Annotated in this window: 20 protein-coding genes; 13 read left to right on the top strand and 7 right to left on the bottom strand. The window is 67.8% G+C overall.

What is annotated here, in order from left to right; translation table 11 throughout:
- Positions 1-101 precede the first annotated feature (101 nt).
- Genes ACFWF3_RS05530 through ACFWF3_RS05515 form a run of 4 tightly spaced genes read left to right on the top strand, consistent with a single transcriptional unit; the run spans position 102 to position 3,141 of the window.
- A complete protein-coding gene (locus tag ACFWF3_RS05530; protein WP_379312582.1) occupies positions 102-1,337 on the top strand; it encodes a hypothetical protein in 1,236 nt (411 codons plus the stop codon).
- A gap of 23 nt (positions 1,338-1,360) precedes the next feature.
- Positions 1,361-1,978 carry an acid phosphatase gene (locus ACFWF3_RS05525; RefSeq protein ID WP_379312580.1) on the top strand — a complete coding sequence of 206 codons (618 nt, stop codon included), beginning with the start codon at positions 1,361-1,363 and terminating at the stop codon, positions 1,976-1,978.
- Positions 1,975-2,460, top strand: a complete 486-nt coding sequence (locus tag ACFWF3_RS05520; protein WP_378993559.1) for a GNAT family N-acetyltransferase — start codon at positions 1,975-1,977, stop codon at positions 2,458-2,460. Before ACFWF3_RS05525 ends, ACFWF3_RS05520 begins: the two co-directional genes overlap by 4 nt.
- Positions 2,461-2,463: 3 nt before the next feature.
- Positions 2,464-3,141 carry an endonuclease V gene (locus ACFWF3_RS05515; RefSeq protein WP_379312579.1) on the top strand — a complete coding sequence of 226 codons (678 nt, stop codon included), beginning with the start codon at positions 2,464-2,466 and terminating at the stop codon, positions 3,139-3,141.
- A gap of 1 nt (position 3,142) precedes the next feature.
- Here the strand turns inward: ACFWF3_RS05515 and ACFWF3_RS05510 are convergent, their stop codons facing one another.
- A complete protein-coding gene (locus ACFWF3_RS05510) occupies positions 3,143-3,547 on the bottom strand; it encodes a hypothetical protein (RefSeq protein ID WP_378652422.1) in 405 nt (134 codons plus the stop codon).
- Positions 3,548-3,686: 139 nt separating this feature from the next.
- Between ACFWF3_RS05510 and ACFWF3_RS05505 the strand changes: the two genes are divergently transcribed.
- Positions 3,687-4,631, top strand: a complete 945-nt coding sequence (locus ACFWF3_RS05505; protein WP_378632685.1) for a diacylglycerol/lipid kinase family protein — start codon at positions 3,687-3,689, stop codon at positions 4,629-4,631.
- Positions 4,632-4,882: 251 nt separating this feature from the next.
- A complete protein-coding gene (locus ACFWF3_RS05500) occupies positions 4,883-5,137 on the top strand; it encodes a WhiB family transcriptional regulator (protein WP_022567051.1) in 255 nt (84 codons plus the stop codon).
- A 114-nt stretch (positions 5,138-5,251) separates the two neighbouring features.
- Here ACFWF3_RS05500 and ACFWF3_RS05495 read toward each other — a convergent pair whose 3' ends face one another.
- Positions 5,252-6,766, bottom strand: coding sequence for a sensor histidine kinase (locus ACFWF3_RS05495; protein WP_379312578.1), 1,515 nt, complete (start codon positions 6,764-6,766; stop codon positions 5,252-5,254).
- 31 nt (positions 6,767-6,797) lie between these two features.
- Positions 6,798-7,013 (bottom strand): biotin/lipoyl-binding carrier protein, encoded by a 216-nt coding sequence (locus ACFWF3_RS05490; RefSeq protein WP_378632681.1) that lies wholly within the window; start codon positions 7,011-7,013, stop codon positions 6,798-6,800.
- An 85-nt stretch (positions 7,014-7,098) separates the two neighbouring features.
- Between ACFWF3_RS05490 and ACFWF3_RS05485 the strand changes: the two genes are divergently transcribed.
- Positions 7,099-7,173 (top strand): 50S ribosomal protein bL37, encoded by a 75-nt coding sequence (locus ACFWF3_RS05485; protein WP_022597109.1) that lies wholly within the window; start codon positions 7,099-7,101, stop codon positions 7,171-7,173.
- 78 nt (positions 7,174-7,251) lie between these two features.
- On the opposite strand, the gene rsrA is transcribed toward ACFWF3_RS05485, so the two are convergent.
- The gene (rsrA, locus tag ACFWF3_RS05480; protein WP_378993575.1) at positions 7,252-7,509 is read right to left on the bottom strand and encodes a mycothiol system anti-sigma-R factor; all 258 of its coding nucleotides are present in this window, start codon (positions 7,507-7,509) and stop codon (positions 7,252-7,254) included.
- Between the two features lie 20 nt (positions 7,510-7,529).
- Entirely contained in the window at positions 7,530-8,243 is a 714-nt protein-coding gene (locus ACFWF3_RS05475; RefSeq protein ID WP_378993574.1) for a sigma-70 family RNA polymerase sigma factor, read from the bottom strand.
- Between the two features lie 164 nt (positions 8,244-8,407).
- Between ACFWF3_RS05475 and ybaK the strand changes: the two genes are divergently transcribed.
- Positions 8,408-8,884, top strand: a complete 477-nt coding sequence (gene ybaK / locus ACFWF3_RS05470) for a Cys-tRNA(Pro) deacylase (RefSeq protein ID WP_379312577.1) — start codon at positions 8,408-8,410, stop codon at positions 8,882-8,884.
- Between the two features lie 87 nt (positions 8,885-8,971).
- Complete coding sequence (locus tag ACFWF3_RS05465; RefSeq protein ID WP_378993555.1) at positions 8,972-9,283, top strand: hypothetical protein; 312 nt, start codon at positions 8,972-8,974, stop codon at positions 9,281-9,283.
- Positions 9,284-9,310: 27 nt separating this feature from the next.
- Here ACFWF3_RS05465 and ACFWF3_RS05460 read toward each other — a convergent pair whose 3' ends face one another.
- Positions 9,311-10,096, bottom strand: coding sequence for an SOS response-associated peptidase (locus ACFWF3_RS05460; RefSeq protein ID WP_379312576.1), 786 nt, complete (start codon positions 10,094-10,096; stop codon positions 9,311-9,313).
- A 112-nt stretch (positions 10,097-10,208) separates the two neighbouring features.
- Between ACFWF3_RS05460 and aroA the strand changes: the two genes are divergently transcribed.
- Positions 10,209-11,501, top strand: coding sequence for a 3-phosphoshikimate 1-carboxyvinyltransferase (gene aroA / locus ACFWF3_RS05455; RefSeq protein WP_379312575.1), 1,293 nt, complete (start codon positions 10,209-10,211; stop codon positions 11,499-11,501).
- 119 nt (positions 11,502-11,620) lie between these two features.
- Positions 11,621-12,502: a ribosome small subunit-dependent GTPase A gene (rsgA, locus tag ACFWF3_RS05450; RefSeq protein WP_378993552.1), complete on the top strand. Its 882-nt coding sequence runs from the start codon at positions 11,621-11,623 to the stop codon at positions 12,500-12,502.
- A 25-nt stretch (positions 12,503-12,527) separates the two neighbouring features.
- Here rsgA and ACFWF3_RS05445 read toward each other — a convergent pair whose 3' ends face one another.
- Entirely contained in the window at positions 12,528-13,382 is an 855-nt protein-coding gene (locus ACFWF3_RS05445; protein ID WP_378993551.1) for an Ig-like domain-containing protein, read from the bottom strand.
- Between the two features lie 192 nt (positions 13,383-13,574).
- Between ACFWF3_RS05445 and ACFWF3_RS05440 the strand changes: the two genes are divergently transcribed.
- Together ACFWF3_RS05440 and ACFWF3_RS05435 are read left to right on the top strand one after the other, a co-directional pair.
- Positions 13,575-13,892: a hypothetical protein gene (locus ACFWF3_RS05440; protein WP_101466068.1), complete on the top strand. Its 318-nt coding sequence runs from the start codon at positions 13,575-13,577 to the stop codon at positions 13,890-13,892.
- A 111-nt stretch (positions 13,893-14,003) separates the two neighbouring features.
- The coding region (locus tag ACFWF3_RS05435; protein ID WP_379312574.1) for a MarR family winged helix-turn-helix transcriptional regulator at positions 14,004-14,382 on the top strand (379 nt) is incomplete at its 3' end.

The following is a 14,382-nucleotide window of genomic DNA, read 5'->3' as shown; positions in this document are numbered from 1 at the left end:
GACCTGGGACTACCGAAGCCCGAATCCCACCCCAGAACCCGTCTCCGCCGCACACGACGGCGAACTCGGCCCAGTGATGCCGATCGGCTAGTGTCGCCTTCGTGCTCGCACCCGAACGGCGGACGCGCGCCGATATCTTCGTAGCAGTCGCGATCGCCGTCACCCTCGTGGTGGCGGCGTTCGTCGTATGGGCGCGCGCCGATGCCACCGGGACCGATTCGGTCACCGCCGCGTCGCCCGCCCCCACCATCACCGCGGCCACCCAGCTGCCCACCACCTTGCGCGAGCAGTGGCACGCCGCCGACGAGTCGAGCAGGCGCGCGCTCACGTCGGGCAATGTGGTGGTGACCGGCGATCACGGCACCGTGAGTGGGCGCGATCCGCTCACCGGCAATCAGCTGTGGTGGTATCGCCGGGATATGCCGCTGTGCGGGGTCGAGTCGCAGTTCGGGACCGTGATCGCGACCTATCGCGATCAGCGTGGGTGCAGCCAGTCCGTGATGCTCGAGGCCGATACCGGTGCGCGCCGGGTCGCGCGCAGCAGCTACATGGACGACGAGATCCGTGTCAGCGGTGACGGCACCTACCTGCTGGCGCTCGGCGCGAACCGGCTGGAGATGTGGCGTTCGGATCTGGTACGCACGCTCGAGTACGGCTACGTGGATGCCCCGGTGAATCCGAACACCCAGCCGCGCAACGGATGTGCCCTGCGGTCGGCCGCGTCGAGTTCTTCGCGACTGGCCGTGCTCGAGCGCTGCCCGGGTGACGCGACCGACCGGCTGACCGTGCTCAACCCGGCGCCGAAGGAATCGACCGCCCCCGAGGAATACGGCTCGCGGGTGCTCACCGCACCGGGTGCCGACGCGCCGCAGATGCGGGTGATCGCGGTGTCGGACAACAAGATCGCGGTCTACTACCCGCCGACGCCCGCGACCGCCACCGGCCTCGGGCTGCCGGCCAGGATCGCCGTGCACGACGGCACCGGCAACGAGATCGCGACCTACCAGCTCGCCGCCCCGTGGGACGAGCGCACCACGGTGACCCGCCTCGGCTCGGCCATCTACGTCTTCACCGGCAACAGCCTGATCGCCTTGAGCTCCAGCTCATTACAGCCGGTCTGGACGGTGCGCGACGCTCTCGGCACCCCCGCCCTGATGGCGGGCAGGCTGCTGGTCCCGGTCCCCGACGGGCAGCTCGCGGTGGACAGCGGCAACGGCGCGACCGTCGCCCAGATCCCGCTCGCGCGCACCGACTACCGCGGCGACACCATCTCCACCGCCGTCCTGGGCAACACGGTCTTCGAACGCCGCGGCGGACAGCTCTACGCGCTCGGCTGAACCCGCACTGCCATGATGGACCCATGTCCACACCCGATGCACGCCTGGTCCTGCTGCGCCACGGCGAAACCGAGTGGTCGAGTCAGCGCAAGCACACCAGCTTCACCGACTTGCCGCTGACCGAGCTGGGCGAAACCCAGGCCGTCGCGGCCGGGCTGGTGCTGAAATCCCTCGACCTGCGCGATCCGCTGTGCTTCACCAGTCCGCGCCTGCGGGCGAGACACACCGCCGAACTGGCAGGTCTGTCGCCGATCGAGGTCGACGACGATCTGGTCGAGTGGAACTACGGCGAGTACGAGGGCATCACGACCGCGCAGATCCGCGAGACCGTCCCCGGCTGGACGGTGTGGACCGCGCCCGTGCCCGGCGGGGAGACGGCCGAACAGGTGGGCGCCAGGGCCGATCGGGTACTCACCCGGGCGGAGCCGGAGCTGGCGCGGCGCGACGTGGTCCTGGTCGGTCACGGGCACTTCTCGCGGGTGCTGATCGCGCGCTGGGCGGAGTTCGCGGTGCGTGAGGGACGCCGCTTCGCGATGTCGACCGGTGCGGTGAGTGTGCTCGGCTTCGACCACGACGCCCGCTCCATCTGGGGCCACAACCTGACGACCCGCACCGAGCCGATCGAAGGAGCCCACCGATGAGCGCATTCGTCCGCCGCGCCACCCCCGCCGACGTGCCGGCGATGGTCGGGCTCGTCCACGATCTGGCCGAGTACGAGAAGGCTCCCGCCGAGTGCACGCTCACCCCGGAGCAGTTGCGGTCCGCGCTGTTCGGGCCTGCCCCCGCGCTCTTCGCGCATGTCGCCGAGAACGATGGTGACGTGGTCGGCTGTGCCATCTGGTTCCTGAACTACTCCACCTGGGACGGCGTGCACGGCATCTACCTGGAGGACCTGTACGTGCGACCCGAGACCCGCGGTACGGGGCTCGGCCGCGCCTTGATCGCGGCGCTGGCCGCCGAAGCGGTCGAACACGGCTACAGCCGGGTGTCGTGGTCGGTGCTCACCTGGAACACGCCGTCGATCGAGTTCTACCGATCTCTCGGCGCCGCACCGCAAGACGAGTGGATCGGCTATCGACTCGCCGGTGCCGAACTGTCGGCGCTGGCCGCCACCGCGAGCTGAACCGTGCGCATCGCGTTGCCCCACGATTGGCCACGGACACCCGACGAGGCGATCGCCCTCCAGGACGAACTCCGCCCTTCGGTATCCACCGAAAACCCCGCGCCGCCGCAATTTTCGACGGCGGCCGGAATTGATTCGGCGTATGCCGACGACGGCACCGTCGCGACGGCCGCGGTAATTATCGACATCGCCACCATGGAAACGGTGGAATCGGCAGTCGCACACGGCATTTCGGAATTCCCTTATGTGCCCGGGCTACTCGCGTTCCGGGAACTGCCCGCAACGGTTGCCGCATTGGAAAAGCTCACTGTCACACCGGATCTACTCGTGTGTGACGCACAGGGTGTGGCGCATCCCCGGCGTTTCGGATTGGCGTGTCACGTCGGATTACTCACCGGAATTCCGACCATCGGTGTCGCCAAATCGGTGTGGGGTGAATACCGCGCGCCGGGGCCGCGCCGCGGTGACGCCAGCGACGTGACGATCGACGGCGAGGTCGTCGGGCGCGCGCTGCGCACGCGCGACGAGGTGAAGCCACTGTTCGTCTCGGTCGGCCACCGCATCGACCTCGACACCGCCTGCGACCGGGTACTGGCCCTCACGCGGGGTTTCCGGCAACCCGAGACCACCCGCCGAGCCGACCACCTGTGCCGCCGGGCACTGCGCGCGGCCACGGCCTGACCTACGGACGCTCGTCGTCCTCGGGGATCTCGCCGTAGTCCTGAGCCATGAATCGACTCGTGGCGGGGGCGAACAGCGCGGCCAATCCGGCGACCGCCACGAGCCCGAGCAAGCTTCCCCACAGCGGCTGATGTGAGTCGGTCAGCAACGACCAGGCCACCGGCAACAGCAACACGTTCGCGATGACCGCGATGGCCCGCCCCCAGCGTTTGCCGCGCAGCAGCCCGATGCCCGCGGCGAGCACCCCGCCGAACAGCACCCCGAACCAGATCGCGGTGCCGACCCCGCTGGCCGCGGACTGATCGTGTCCGGTCAGCGCCCGCACGATCAGCACGATCGCGGTCACCACCCCGGCCAGCCCCTCCAGCGAAACCAGCCCACCGGCCACCCGCACTGTCGTCGGGATACCGGTCGACACCTGGTCGCCGCCCTCGCGCTGGTCACCGTCTGTCACGTCCTGCTCTGCCACGTGCCCAGCCTACGACGACGTGTCGTGGCGCCCGGCGCGCGCCGGGTGTTCGCCCGCGCGCACTACCCTCGGCACTGTGCGGACGTTGCTCATTGTCAATCCCAATGCCACCTCGACGACCCCGGCCACCCGGGATCTGCTCGCTCACGCCTTGGAGAGCCGAACGCAGCTGACCGTTGCGCACACCCAGCATCGCGGCCACGCGGCCGAACTGGCCCAGTGGGCATCGACGCAGGAGATGGACCTGATCGTCGTGCACGGTGGCGATGGGACGGTCAACGAGACCATCAACGGCTTCCTGCCGGTGCCCCAGGTCGGCGACGACCAGGTGTGGCGCCCACGTCTCGGGATCATCCCGGGCGGCTCGGCGAACGTCTTCGCCCGCGCGCTCGGCATCTCCCCCGATCCGGTGACAGCAACCAACCAGCTCATCGATCTGCTGGCGCGCGATGCCGACCGCCGGATCGGGCTCGGTCTCGCCGACGACCGATGGTTCACCTTCAGCGCGGGCGTCGGCCTCGACGCCGATGTGTGCGAGTCGATCGACACCGCGCGCGCCAAGGGCCGCAAGGCGACGCCCGCGCGCTATCTGCGCACCACGGTCCGGCAGTTCTTCCGGGCTCGGCGGCAGGATCCGAGCGTCACCCTCGAGGTAACAGGACGGGATCCGGTCGAGGAGGTCTATTACGCCTTCGTCACGAATTCGAGTCCGTGGACCTATCTCGAGGACCGCCCGATTCGCACGAATCCCACCACCACCTTCGAATCGGGCCTCGGCGTGTTCGCGGTGCGGTCGATGAGTGTGACCCGCACACTGCTGCTTGCGCGGCAGTTGCTGGCCGAGAATGGAAACCCCAAGTCGCCCATACTTTTCCGCGCCGACGACGTGCCGTCCGTGCGAATCGAGACGGGCCAGGAGATCGGCCTGCAAATCGATGGCGACTTCATCGGAAAACGCAAGATGGTGCATTTCACATCCGTTCCCAGCGTGCTCGACGTGGTGGCACCCAAGCCGTCCTGACCACCGGACGGCAAGAAAAATCTCCTGGTTGCGCTGCGAAAACCCGGAGACGCGAGTACAAAGGACCGGGCAGGTTCCCCTTGTGGGGGCCTAGAGCGTGATCTCCCCCACGGTGCGCCGGAGACCTATTGACATCTACGGTGATCGTGAAAGCATTCACAAGCAACCGTGCGGAAACATTCGAGTCGCACAAGTGAACGATCCACTAACTACAGGCGCCCTTTGTGGCGCCCTCGCAAAGGAGCAGAGGAATGGACTGGCGCCACAAGGCCATCTGTCGCGATGAGGACCCCGAACTGTTCTTCCCGGTGGGTAACAGTGGTCCTGCGCTCGCGCAGATTGCCGATGCCAAGCTGGTCTGCGCCCGCTGCCCCGTCACAGCCGATTGCCTGTCATGGGCCCTCAAGTCCGGACAGGATGCCGGCGTGTGGGGTGGAATGAGCGAAGACGAGCGTCGCGCGCTCAAGCGGCGCAACGCGCGCACCCGTACGCGTACCTCCGTCTGAATCGACGGACCTGGCGTTGCCGGGCCATCAGCCCCGGTCCGGTAACGCATGTGTGAGAACCCGGCACCTTCACGGTGCCGGGTTTATTGTTGCCCACCTGAGGTTTCCGTAGCCTCAGCGCCCGGAACGGCGTCCGAGCGGAACCCGCAACACCGCGTCGGTGCCCACATCGGCACCCGGATGCAAGCCGATCGAGCCACCCAGTTCCGAGGTCACCAGGGTGCGCACGATCTGCAAACCCAACCGGTCGGAACCTTCCAGACTGAACCCTGACGGCAGGCCACGGCCGTCGTCGGAGATGATCACGTCGAGCCAGCGAGCCGACCGTTCCGAGCGAATCGTCACGGTACCGTTCTCCCCCGCGTCGAAGGCGTGCTCGATCGCGTTCTGCACCAGTTCCGTCAAGACCATCACCAGCGGCGTCGCCCGTTCGGCGGAGAACACCCCGAGCGAACCCGCGCGGCGCACCTTGATCCGCGCGGTGTGCACCGTCGCCACGTCGGCCATGATCGGCAGCAGCCGGTCGATGACCTCGTCGAGGTCGACTTCCTCGTCCACCGACATCGACAGCATCTCGTGCACCGAGGCGATGGAGGTGACCCGTCGCACCGATTCCGTCAGTGCCACTTGGGCTTCCGGGTTCTCGGTGCGGCGCGCCTGTAGTCGCAGCAGCGCCGCCACGGTCTGCAGATTGTTCTTCACCCGGTGGTGGATCTCACGGATCGTGGCGTCCTTGCTCAACAGCGCGCGATCGCGCCGCTTCACCTCGGTGACATCGCGCACCAGCACCGCGGGCCCGGCCAGTTCCCCGCCCGGACGCAGCACCAGGGTGCGCAACAGCACCGTCGCCCCGCGCGCCTCGACCTCCATCCGACGCCCGGTTCGCCCGGCGAGCGCGGCCTGGATATCGGCCACCACTTCCTGGGCGTCGAACGGATCGGTGATCAGCGAGCGGGTGGTCACCGCGAGATCCTGGCCGACGAGATCGGCCTGCATCCCCATCCGGTGATACGCCGAGAGCGCGTTCGGGCTCGCGTAGACGACGATGCCGTCGGTATCGAGGCGGATGAATCCGTCGCCCGCGCGCGGGCTGGAATGCGTGGCCGCCCGATCCTCGGGCGTCGGGAAACTGCCGTCGGCGATCATCTGGCACAGATCGTCGGCGCACGACACATACGCCGTTTCGAGGGTGCTGCGGACCCGCGAGCGCGCCAGGTCGGAATCGCGGCTGAGTACGGCGATCACATCGTCGCCGCAGCGCACCGGAATCGCTTCGCGCACCGCGTGCACCGGGCTCGGGTGATAGACCCCGCTCACCTCGACCTCGGTGTCGGTGCGCACCGTGTGTCCGCTGAGCAGGGCATCGAAGACCTGCGGGAAGTCGGTGCGCGAGGCGGTGGTGTCGACCTTGTCGTCGAGATGCACGGTCGGCGCGGTCGTGGGCCGGATCTGGGCCACACACACCACATCGGAACCGTCGACGACCGGGCCCGCGCCCACCCACAGCAGCAGATCGGAGAACGAGAGGTCGGCGAGCAACTGCCAATCGCCCACCACCCGTTGCAGATGGTCCACGGCGATGCCGGGAAGGTCGGTGTGTTCGGCCAGGAGCTCGCTCAGTGTTGCCACGCTGGATCTACCGCTTCGTTGCTCGGGTGAGTTACGCGATGGTGGCGATGAGGTCGCCCGCCTGGAGAACCTGGCCCGGGCTGACGTCGACCGACGTGATGTCGCCCTCGACCTCGGTGAGCACCGGGATCTCCATCTTCATCGATTCCAGCAGCACCAGTGTCTGGTCGACCCGGACGTGTTCGCCCACGGTGACCTCGACAGCGAGCACGGTCGAGACCATCTCCGCGCGCACTTCTTCAGGCATGGCACCCCTTCGTTAGTATCCGCCGAAGCTACAGCCAACCACACGTGAAACAATGGCTCTCGACCAGACATAGAAGGGAGCTCCCATGGGTAAGCGTGGACGTAAGAAGCGCAGCCGCAAGGGCAACGCCGCAAACCACGGCAAGCGTCCTAACGCTTGAGTCGTGCCGCTGCGCACAGACGACAACAGCACGCTCTCAGAAGCTACTGAGAGCGTGCTGTTTCCGTATCCGGGCTGATCAGCCTTCGGTGGTCTCGATCCTGGTCACCGAGATCGTCCGGTGGATCTCCAGCTTCAGCCGGTCGCGCAGGCCTTCGGGAGCGTGCTCGCCACCGCATTTGCGGCTGAGCAGACCCTTGATCTTCTCCTCGATGCCATAGGCCTCGATGCACGGGCTGCAGTGGTCCATGTGCTCCTGCAAGCGCTGCCGAGTGGCCTGATCGCACTCGTTGTCGAGCATGAGCCACACATCCGCGAGGACCGCGGTGCAGTCCATGTCGAGATCGGGATCGTCACTCACTTGACTACCTCCTGGCGTTCCCCACGGTCGAATCCACGTTCGCGCGCCACATCGGCGAGCAGGCCCTTGAGCTGCTTGCGTCCACGGTGCAGCCGAGACATCACGGTACCGATGGGGGTGCCCATGATGTCGGCGATTTCCTTGTACGGGAAGCCTTCGACATCGGCGTAGTACACCGCCATCCGGAATTCCTCCGGCAGCTGCTGCAGCGCCGACTTGATCTGGTCGTCGGGCAGGGCGTCCAGCGCCTCCACCTCGGCCGAGCGCAGACCCACCGAGGAGTGCTCGGCGGTGGCCGCCAGCTGCCAGTCGGTGATCTCGTCGGTCGGGTACTGCGCGGGCTGGCGCTGCTTCTTGCGGTAGGAGTTGATGTAGGTGTTGGTCAGGATCCGGTACAGCCAGGCACGCAGATTGGTGCCTTCCCGGAACGACTTGAACCCCTGGAACGCCTTCACGAACGTCTCCTGCACCAGGTCCTCGGCATCGGCCGGGTTCCTGGTCATCCGCAGGGCGGCGCCGTAGAGCTGGTCGATCATCGGGAGCGCATCGCGCTCGAACCGGGCCGCCAGCTCGGCTTCGTCGACTTCCGTGCCGGACGCACCGTCGGACACCACGTCGTCGTCGCTCGTCACACCAATCCCTTCGATCGCCGTAGTAGCCGAATCTACCGGCACGACGGAATCGACTGGCAATCGCGCACCCCGTGGCAGGACAGGACGCTCCTCGAGCAGCAGTGTCACTATCTCTCCTTCACGTCGTCTCTGGCCGCGTTGGCTTGTCACTTGTGTGCAACATGCACCCCCGCATTCGTGTTCCCACACCGGCGGAAATCTGGTTGCCGGACCGGGCGTGGCCGCGATTAAGGTGACCGCTTATGTCGACTCCCGCGATCAAGGCCCTCAGCGGTATCGCGCACACGGTGCATTCCTATTCCCACGATCCACGCGCCGACTCCTATGGCGACGAGGCCGTCGACGCACTCGGCGACGAACTGGGAGTGCGAGCCGCGCAGATCTTCAAGACACTGGTGATCGAACTCTCATCCGGCACGCTCGCGGTGGCCGTTCTGCCGGTGCCCGCGCGGCTGTCGTTGAAGGCGGCGGCCGCCGCGCTCGGCGCGCCGAAGGCGAGCATGGCCGACAAGACCAAGGCCGAGCGCACCACCGGCTATGTGCTGGGCGGGGTTTCGCCGCTGGGTCAGCGCAAGAAGTTGCCCACTGTTGTCGACGCCTCCGCGCTCGACTGGGATCGGGTGCTGTGCAGCGCGGGCAAACGCGGGCTCGAAATCGAGTTGGCGCCCGCGGATCTGGTGCGCGCCTGCGCGGCCGTTACCGCCCCGATCACCAGCTGAGGCAATCCGGTCGGCGCCTCGTTCCGAATCACTTCGACGCATTCTGCGCCCGGTACGACCGATTCGACCCGAGGATGTGATGCGAAAATGTCCGCTCGTTCGACGATCGCCGCCCTGTCCGGTGCCCTGGTAATCACTTTCGGCGCTGCCGCTATAGCTCCGGCCACCGCGGTTCCGCAGGTGGTTCCGCCGTCGCAGGCCGAGCCCGGCGACTATCCGCTCAACGGCCAGGGCACCACGCCGAAGAGTTCGCCGAAGACCGCACCCGAGACCGACGAGAAGGCCGAGAAGGCCGAAAAGCTCGGCGGTGGGGTCGCCACCGAGGTGATCGATCTGATCACGGGAGTCATCAAGTGCGGGTTGAACATCGCCACCGATTCGGTGCCCTGCTCGCTCTGAGGAACTGCTACCCGAGGCCGGGCACGATCACAACACTGTGGTCTGCCCGGCCTTGTCGTCGCATGACCCGTCGGGCACCAGGAGTTCGGGCCCGTTGTTGCGCACATTGTTGACCAGGGTGGAGACCGGGCGCGCCACGATCGTCGCCAGCTCCGCCTGCGAGGGCGGTCGCAGCAGATCGGCGGGCGCCGGGTGATCCGGGTCGAGCCAGGCGTCCCAGTGTTCGCGCGGCATCGGCAACGGCATCCGGTCGTGGATGCCGGCCAGCTCGCCGCTCGCGTCGGTGGTCAGGATCGTGCACGACATGAGCGGCTCGGCATCGGGCAGGCTGCGGTCCCGCCAGACCGACCAGAGCCCGGCCATATAGAGCAGGGAACCGTCACTGTGCGACATATAGAAGGGCCGCTTCACCGCCTTGCCCTTGCCGGTCGGTGACGGCTCGACCAGCCACTCGTACCAGCCGTCCATCGGCACCAGACAGCGCTTGTGCTTGGCCGAATCACGGAACGAGGGCGCGGTGGTCGCCTTGTCGGCGCGCGCGTTGAACAGCGGTTTCCCCTTGGCGGGCACGCCGGGTTCGGCCGCCTTGGTCCAGTGCGGGATCAGGCCCCAGCGCATCCGCCGGATCCGCAGCCGCGGATCGTCGTCGGGTTCGCCGTGCGCGTGCCGCTCCACGACCGTGAGCACCTGCGTGGTCGGCGCGACGTTGTAGCTGACGGCGGCGTCCGGCTCGTCGAGCCCCGTCTCGTCGACAGCGTCCAGTTCGGCCGCCAACCGGCCCGGATTCGTGGTCGTCGCATATCGTCCACACATAAAGGTCAAGATACGCGCGGGCACCGACATCAGGCACCGCCGACGACGCCACCCCACGCCGAAAAAGCGCACCACCGGTGCGTCCGAACCGCACATAAGCGAAGATGGGGACGTGAGTTTCTGGCCTGCGCCCCATATCGAGGTCCCCGTCCACGCGACCGTGACCCTGCCCGGATCGAAGTCCATCACCAACCGCGCGCTCATCCTGGCCGCACTGGCCGATGGGCCGTCCACGCTCACCGGCGCCCTGCGCAGCCGCGACACCGATCTGATGATCGGGGCCCTGCGCGCCCTCGGCACCGAGATCACCGGCGACGCCGAGATCCTCGAGATCACCCCGGCGCCCCTGCGCAGTGCCGCTGTCGACTGCGGGCTGGCGGGCACCATCATGCGATTCCTGCCGCCCGCCGCCGCACTCGCCACGGGCGATGTCGCGTTCTTCGGCGACGAGCAGGCGAAGTTGCGCCCGCTGTCCACCATTCTCGACGCCCTGCGCAAGCTCGGTCTCGATGTCGACGGTGACGCGCTGCCCTTCGTCGTACACGGCACCGGCGCGCTGCGCGGCGGCACCGTCACCATCGACGCGTCGGGTTCCTCGCAGTTCGTGTCGGGGCTGCTGCTCTCGGCCGCCCGCTTCGACGAGGGCATCACCGTCCACCACGACGGCAAGGCACTGCCGTCGATGCCGCACATCGAGATGACGGTCGAGATGCTGCGCCGCGCCGATGTGGCCGTGCAGACCCCGGCCGATTCCGGCAACGCCCAGACCTGGACCGTGGCGCCCGGCCCGATCCGCGCGGTCGACTGGGACATCGAGCCCGACCTGTCCAACGCCACCCCGTTCCTGGCGGCGGCCGCGGTGACCGGCGGCGAGGTGAGCATCCCGATGTGGCCGCGCGGCACCACCCAGCCCGGTGACGTGATCCGCGAGATCCTCGTCCGGATGGGCGCCGAGGCCCGCATCTTCGACGGCATCCTCACCGTGCACGGTCCGGAACGCCTGGCGGGCATCGACATCGACCTGCACGACGTCGGCGAACTCACCCCCACCGTCGCCGCGCTGGCCGCGCTGGCCGACTCTCCCTCGCGGCTGCGTGGCATCGCCCACCTGCGCGGACACGAAACAGACCGTCTCGCAGCACTTTCCGCCGAGATCAATCGTCTCGGCGGCAATGTCACCGAGACCGAGGACGGCCTCGAGATCGTGCCCACCCCGCTGCACGGCGGACAGTGGCACTCCTACGCCGATCACCGGATGGCTACCGCCGGCGCGATTCTCGGCCTGCGCGTGCCGGGGGTGGAGATCGAGGACATCGGCACCACCGCCAAGACCCTGCCGACCTTCGTCGCACTGTGGGAGCAGATGCTGGCTCCCGCGTTATCCAGTGACGGAGTGGCGCGCTGAGCCGCCAGGGGCGATCCTCAGCCAGCTACGACGAATCCGACGTCCGGGTACGCCCGGGTAAGGCGTCGTCGCGTCCCCGCACCAAGACCCGTCCCCAGCACGCCGACGCCGAGCCCGCCATGGTGGTGGCCGTCGACCGCGGCCGCTGGGGTTGCGTGCTCGACGGGGACGCCGACCGGCGCATCGTCGCCATGCGCGCCCGCGAACTGGGCCGCACCCCGATCGTCGTGGGCGATCAGGTCGACGTGGTCGGCGACCTCACCGGCAGGCCCGACAGCCTGGCCAGGATCGTGCGGGTGAGCGAGCGCAGCACCGTGCTGCGCCGCACCGCCGACGACACCGATCCGTTCGAACGCATCGTCGTCGCCAATGCCCAGCAGTTGTTCATCGTGGTGGCGCTGGCCGATCCGCCGCCGCGCACCGGTTTCGTCGAGCGGGCGATGGTGGCCGCCTATGCCGGTGGGCTGGAACCGATTCTGGTGCTCACCAAACGCGACCTGGTCTCGGAATCCGAATTCGCCTCCGCCTTCGACGGTCTCGATCTGAAGATCCTCTACGCGGGCATCGACGACCCGATGGAGCCGGTGCTGGAGATCTTGAACGACCGGCTCACCGCACTGATCGGGCACTCCGGTGTCGGCAAGTCGACGATGGTGAATCGTCTGGTGCCCGATGCCTATCGGGCGGTGGGCGAGGTGTCCGGCGTCGGCAAGGGCAAGCACACCTCCACCCAGTCGGTGGCGCTACCGCTACCCGAAGGCGGCTGGGTGATCGACACCCCGGGCGTGCGTTCGTTCGGCCTCGCCCACATCACGCCCGACGATGTGATCGCCTCGTTCACCGACCTCGCCGGTGCCATCGAGGACTGTCCGCGCGGCTGTACCCATCTCGGGCCGCCTGCCGATCCGGAATGCGCGCTCGATCAGCTGCCCGGCACGGAACGGCGGGTCGCCGCGATTCGCACGCTGCTGACCGCCCTGATCGCCAATGATGCTTGGTAGCAACCGATTCCGTGCCGGGTGACGCTCAGAAGCTGAACGACCCCGTGTCGACCCCGCCGCCACCGCCGCCACCGTCGGTCGGCACCTCGGCCACGGTCACCGTCGCGGTGCTCGACGAACCCGCCACTCCGCTGCGCCCGGAGAAGGCCGCGCCGATGCTGTAGGCACCCGGGGCGCCCGGCGTCCAGACGATGCTCGCCTTGCCGTTCGCGCCGACCGGGATGTCGCCGAGCACGTTGTCGCCCGCCTTGAACTGGATCGTGCCGCCCGCCGCGGCCGGGGTCACGCTCGCTTCCAGCGTGACGGCCTTGCCGACCTGCGCACCCGACACCGCGGTGATGGCGGTGCTGGACACGGCGTCGCCCGACACTGTGATGGCCGGTCCCTTGGCCTGGTAGATGCCGTCGCCGAGAGACCCGCCGTAGTGCATCGAGGTCGGCAGCGGGGTGTCGCGGGCGCAGTTCACGCCGACCTTGTACTGGATCTCGAAGGTCTGCGACTTCGGCGAGATATTCGGGTACACCGGGTATTTGGTGATGCCGAACTCGGCGCGGATCCAGTCCGACGACGACGTATCGATCGAGACCGCGTCACCCGACATCTTCGCCGAGCCGGCGACCGGCGTCAGGCACGCCGGGTGCAGGTCCTTGATCGAGTAGATGTATTCCACCGGGATGCCGGTGCGTTCGAACTTCGTGGTCACGGTGACCGTGTCGCCGACCACCGGGTTGGTGTTCGATACCGTTCGGGTGAAATGGCTGTTGCCGTCATCCCAGGTGATCGATCCCGGAGCGGCTACGGCCGAGCCGGGAAACGCCGTCATCGCCAGCCCCGCCGCGGCGGCGAAAACGGCCGCGCGCTGCACTCTTCTGTCCACCATCATCTGTCTCCAACTACGTGCCGGACGCCCTCGACGTCGTCGAGGCGCTGATACGCCCGAGTGGCGAGCAGTAGATCACGCCATGGTCCCCGGCGGATCCAAATCCGAAATAGATCTCGTTCAGATTTCGAATTCGACTCGCGTTCGCTCGCGTTCACAACCACGACACTGTCCGCCGGTACCGTCATCCCCATGAAGCCACCGGCGATCGGTTACCTGCGCCGCGACATCTCGGGTGTCGCCCAGTCCTGGGACGAAACGCAGATCCGTTCCCTAGCCGAACGCCTGGGCTACCGCTTCACCAAGACCGTCGTCTTCAGTGACCGCACCGCCGACCCGATCGGCCGCCTGCTCGACGTGGTCACCACCACCGAAGCCGCCGCGATCGTCACCCCCAGCCTCACCCACCTCGGCTCCGACCTCCCCCACCGCATCGTCGCCGCCTGCGACATCATCACCGTCACCCCCGAGATCACCCACACGAGAACCCTCCCCGCCCTCCCTGCCTGAGCCGGCGAGGCGCCCAGCGAACTCGCTGGGCCCCGAGGCTATTTCGCGGACGCGGAGTGAATACGGCTCCCGGAACACGACTATCGGGGTGTCGTGCGGGAAAATGAGGGGGTGACCACCGAGAACGAGCGTCCTGGACCGCCGGCTATGAGCCCGAGCATTTTGGTGATCACGATGTCGCGGCGGGTGGAGGCGGCGTTGGGGGTCGAGTTGGGGGCGCTGGATTTGACGGTGGCCCGGCTGGGGTTGCTCGGGCATATCAATGGGGTGCCCGGGGCCTCGTTCAGCGAGTTGGCGCGGATGTCGGGGACGAGCGTGCAGAGTGTGCACGCCGCGGTAAAGGGGCTGGTGGGGGCGGGATTGGTGCAGGATCGGACGGCGCGGGCGGGGTCGGCGTCGGCGATCGAGCTGACGGAGGCGGGCGCGGGGCTGCTCGCGCAGGCGCGTCAAGCGGTGGCGCGGGTGGACACCCAGCTGTTCGGGGCGGAAT

The organism is Nocardia sp. NPDC060220 (genome assembly GCF_042727815.1).
Classification (GTDB): domain Bacteria; phylum Actinomycetota; class Actinomycetes; order Mycobacteriales; family Mycobacteriaceae; genus Nocardia.
The sequence above is the reverse complement of the archived record's forward strand: the minus strand, read 5'-3'. Positions and strand labels throughout refer to the sequence as shown.

Coding starts and splice junctions, on each gene's coding strand:
- ACFWF3_RS05525 (WP_379312580.1), top strand. CDS start 1,361: ATGTCCACACCCGATGCACGCCTGGTCCTGCTGCGCCACGGCGAAACC.
- ACFWF3_RS05520 (WP_378993559.1), top strand. CDS start 1,975: ATGAGCGCATTCGTCCGCCGCGCCACCCCCGCCGACGTGCCGGCGATG.
- ACFWF3_RS05500 (WP_022567051.1), top strand. CDS start 4,883: ATGGACTGGCGCCACAAGGCCATCTGTCGCGATGAGGACCCCGAACTG.
- ACFWF3_RS05490 (WP_378632681.1), bottom strand. CDS start 7,013: ATGCCTGAAGAAGTGCGCGCGGAGATGGTCTCGACCGTGCTCGCTGTC.
- rsrA (WP_378993575.1), bottom strand. CDS start 7,509: ATGGACTGCACCGCGGTCCTCGCGGATGTGTGGCTCATGCTCGACAAC.
- ybaK (WP_379312577.1), top strand. CDS start 8,408: ATGTCGACTCCCGCGATCAAGGCCCTCAGCGGTATCGCGCACACGGTG.
- ACFWF3_RS05465 (WP_378993555.1), top strand. CDS start 8,972: ATGTCCGCTCGTTCGACGATCGCCGCCCTGTCCGGTGCCCTGGTAATC.
- ACFWF3_RS05460 (WP_379312576.1), bottom strand. CDS start 10,096: ATGTGTGGACGATATGCGACGACCACGAATCCGGGCCGGTTGGCGGCC.
- rsgA (WP_378993552.1), top strand. CDS start 11,621: ATGGTGGTGGCCGTCGACCGCGGCCGCTGGGGTTGCGTGCTCGACGGG.
- ACFWF3_RS05445 (WP_378993551.1), bottom strand. CDS start 13,382: ATGGTGGACAGAAGAGTGCAGCGCGCGGCCGTTTTCGCCGCCGCGGCG.
- ACFWF3_RS05440 (WP_101466068.1), top strand. CDS start 13,575: ATGAAGCCACCGGCGATCGGTTACCTGCGCCGCGACATCTCGGGTGTC.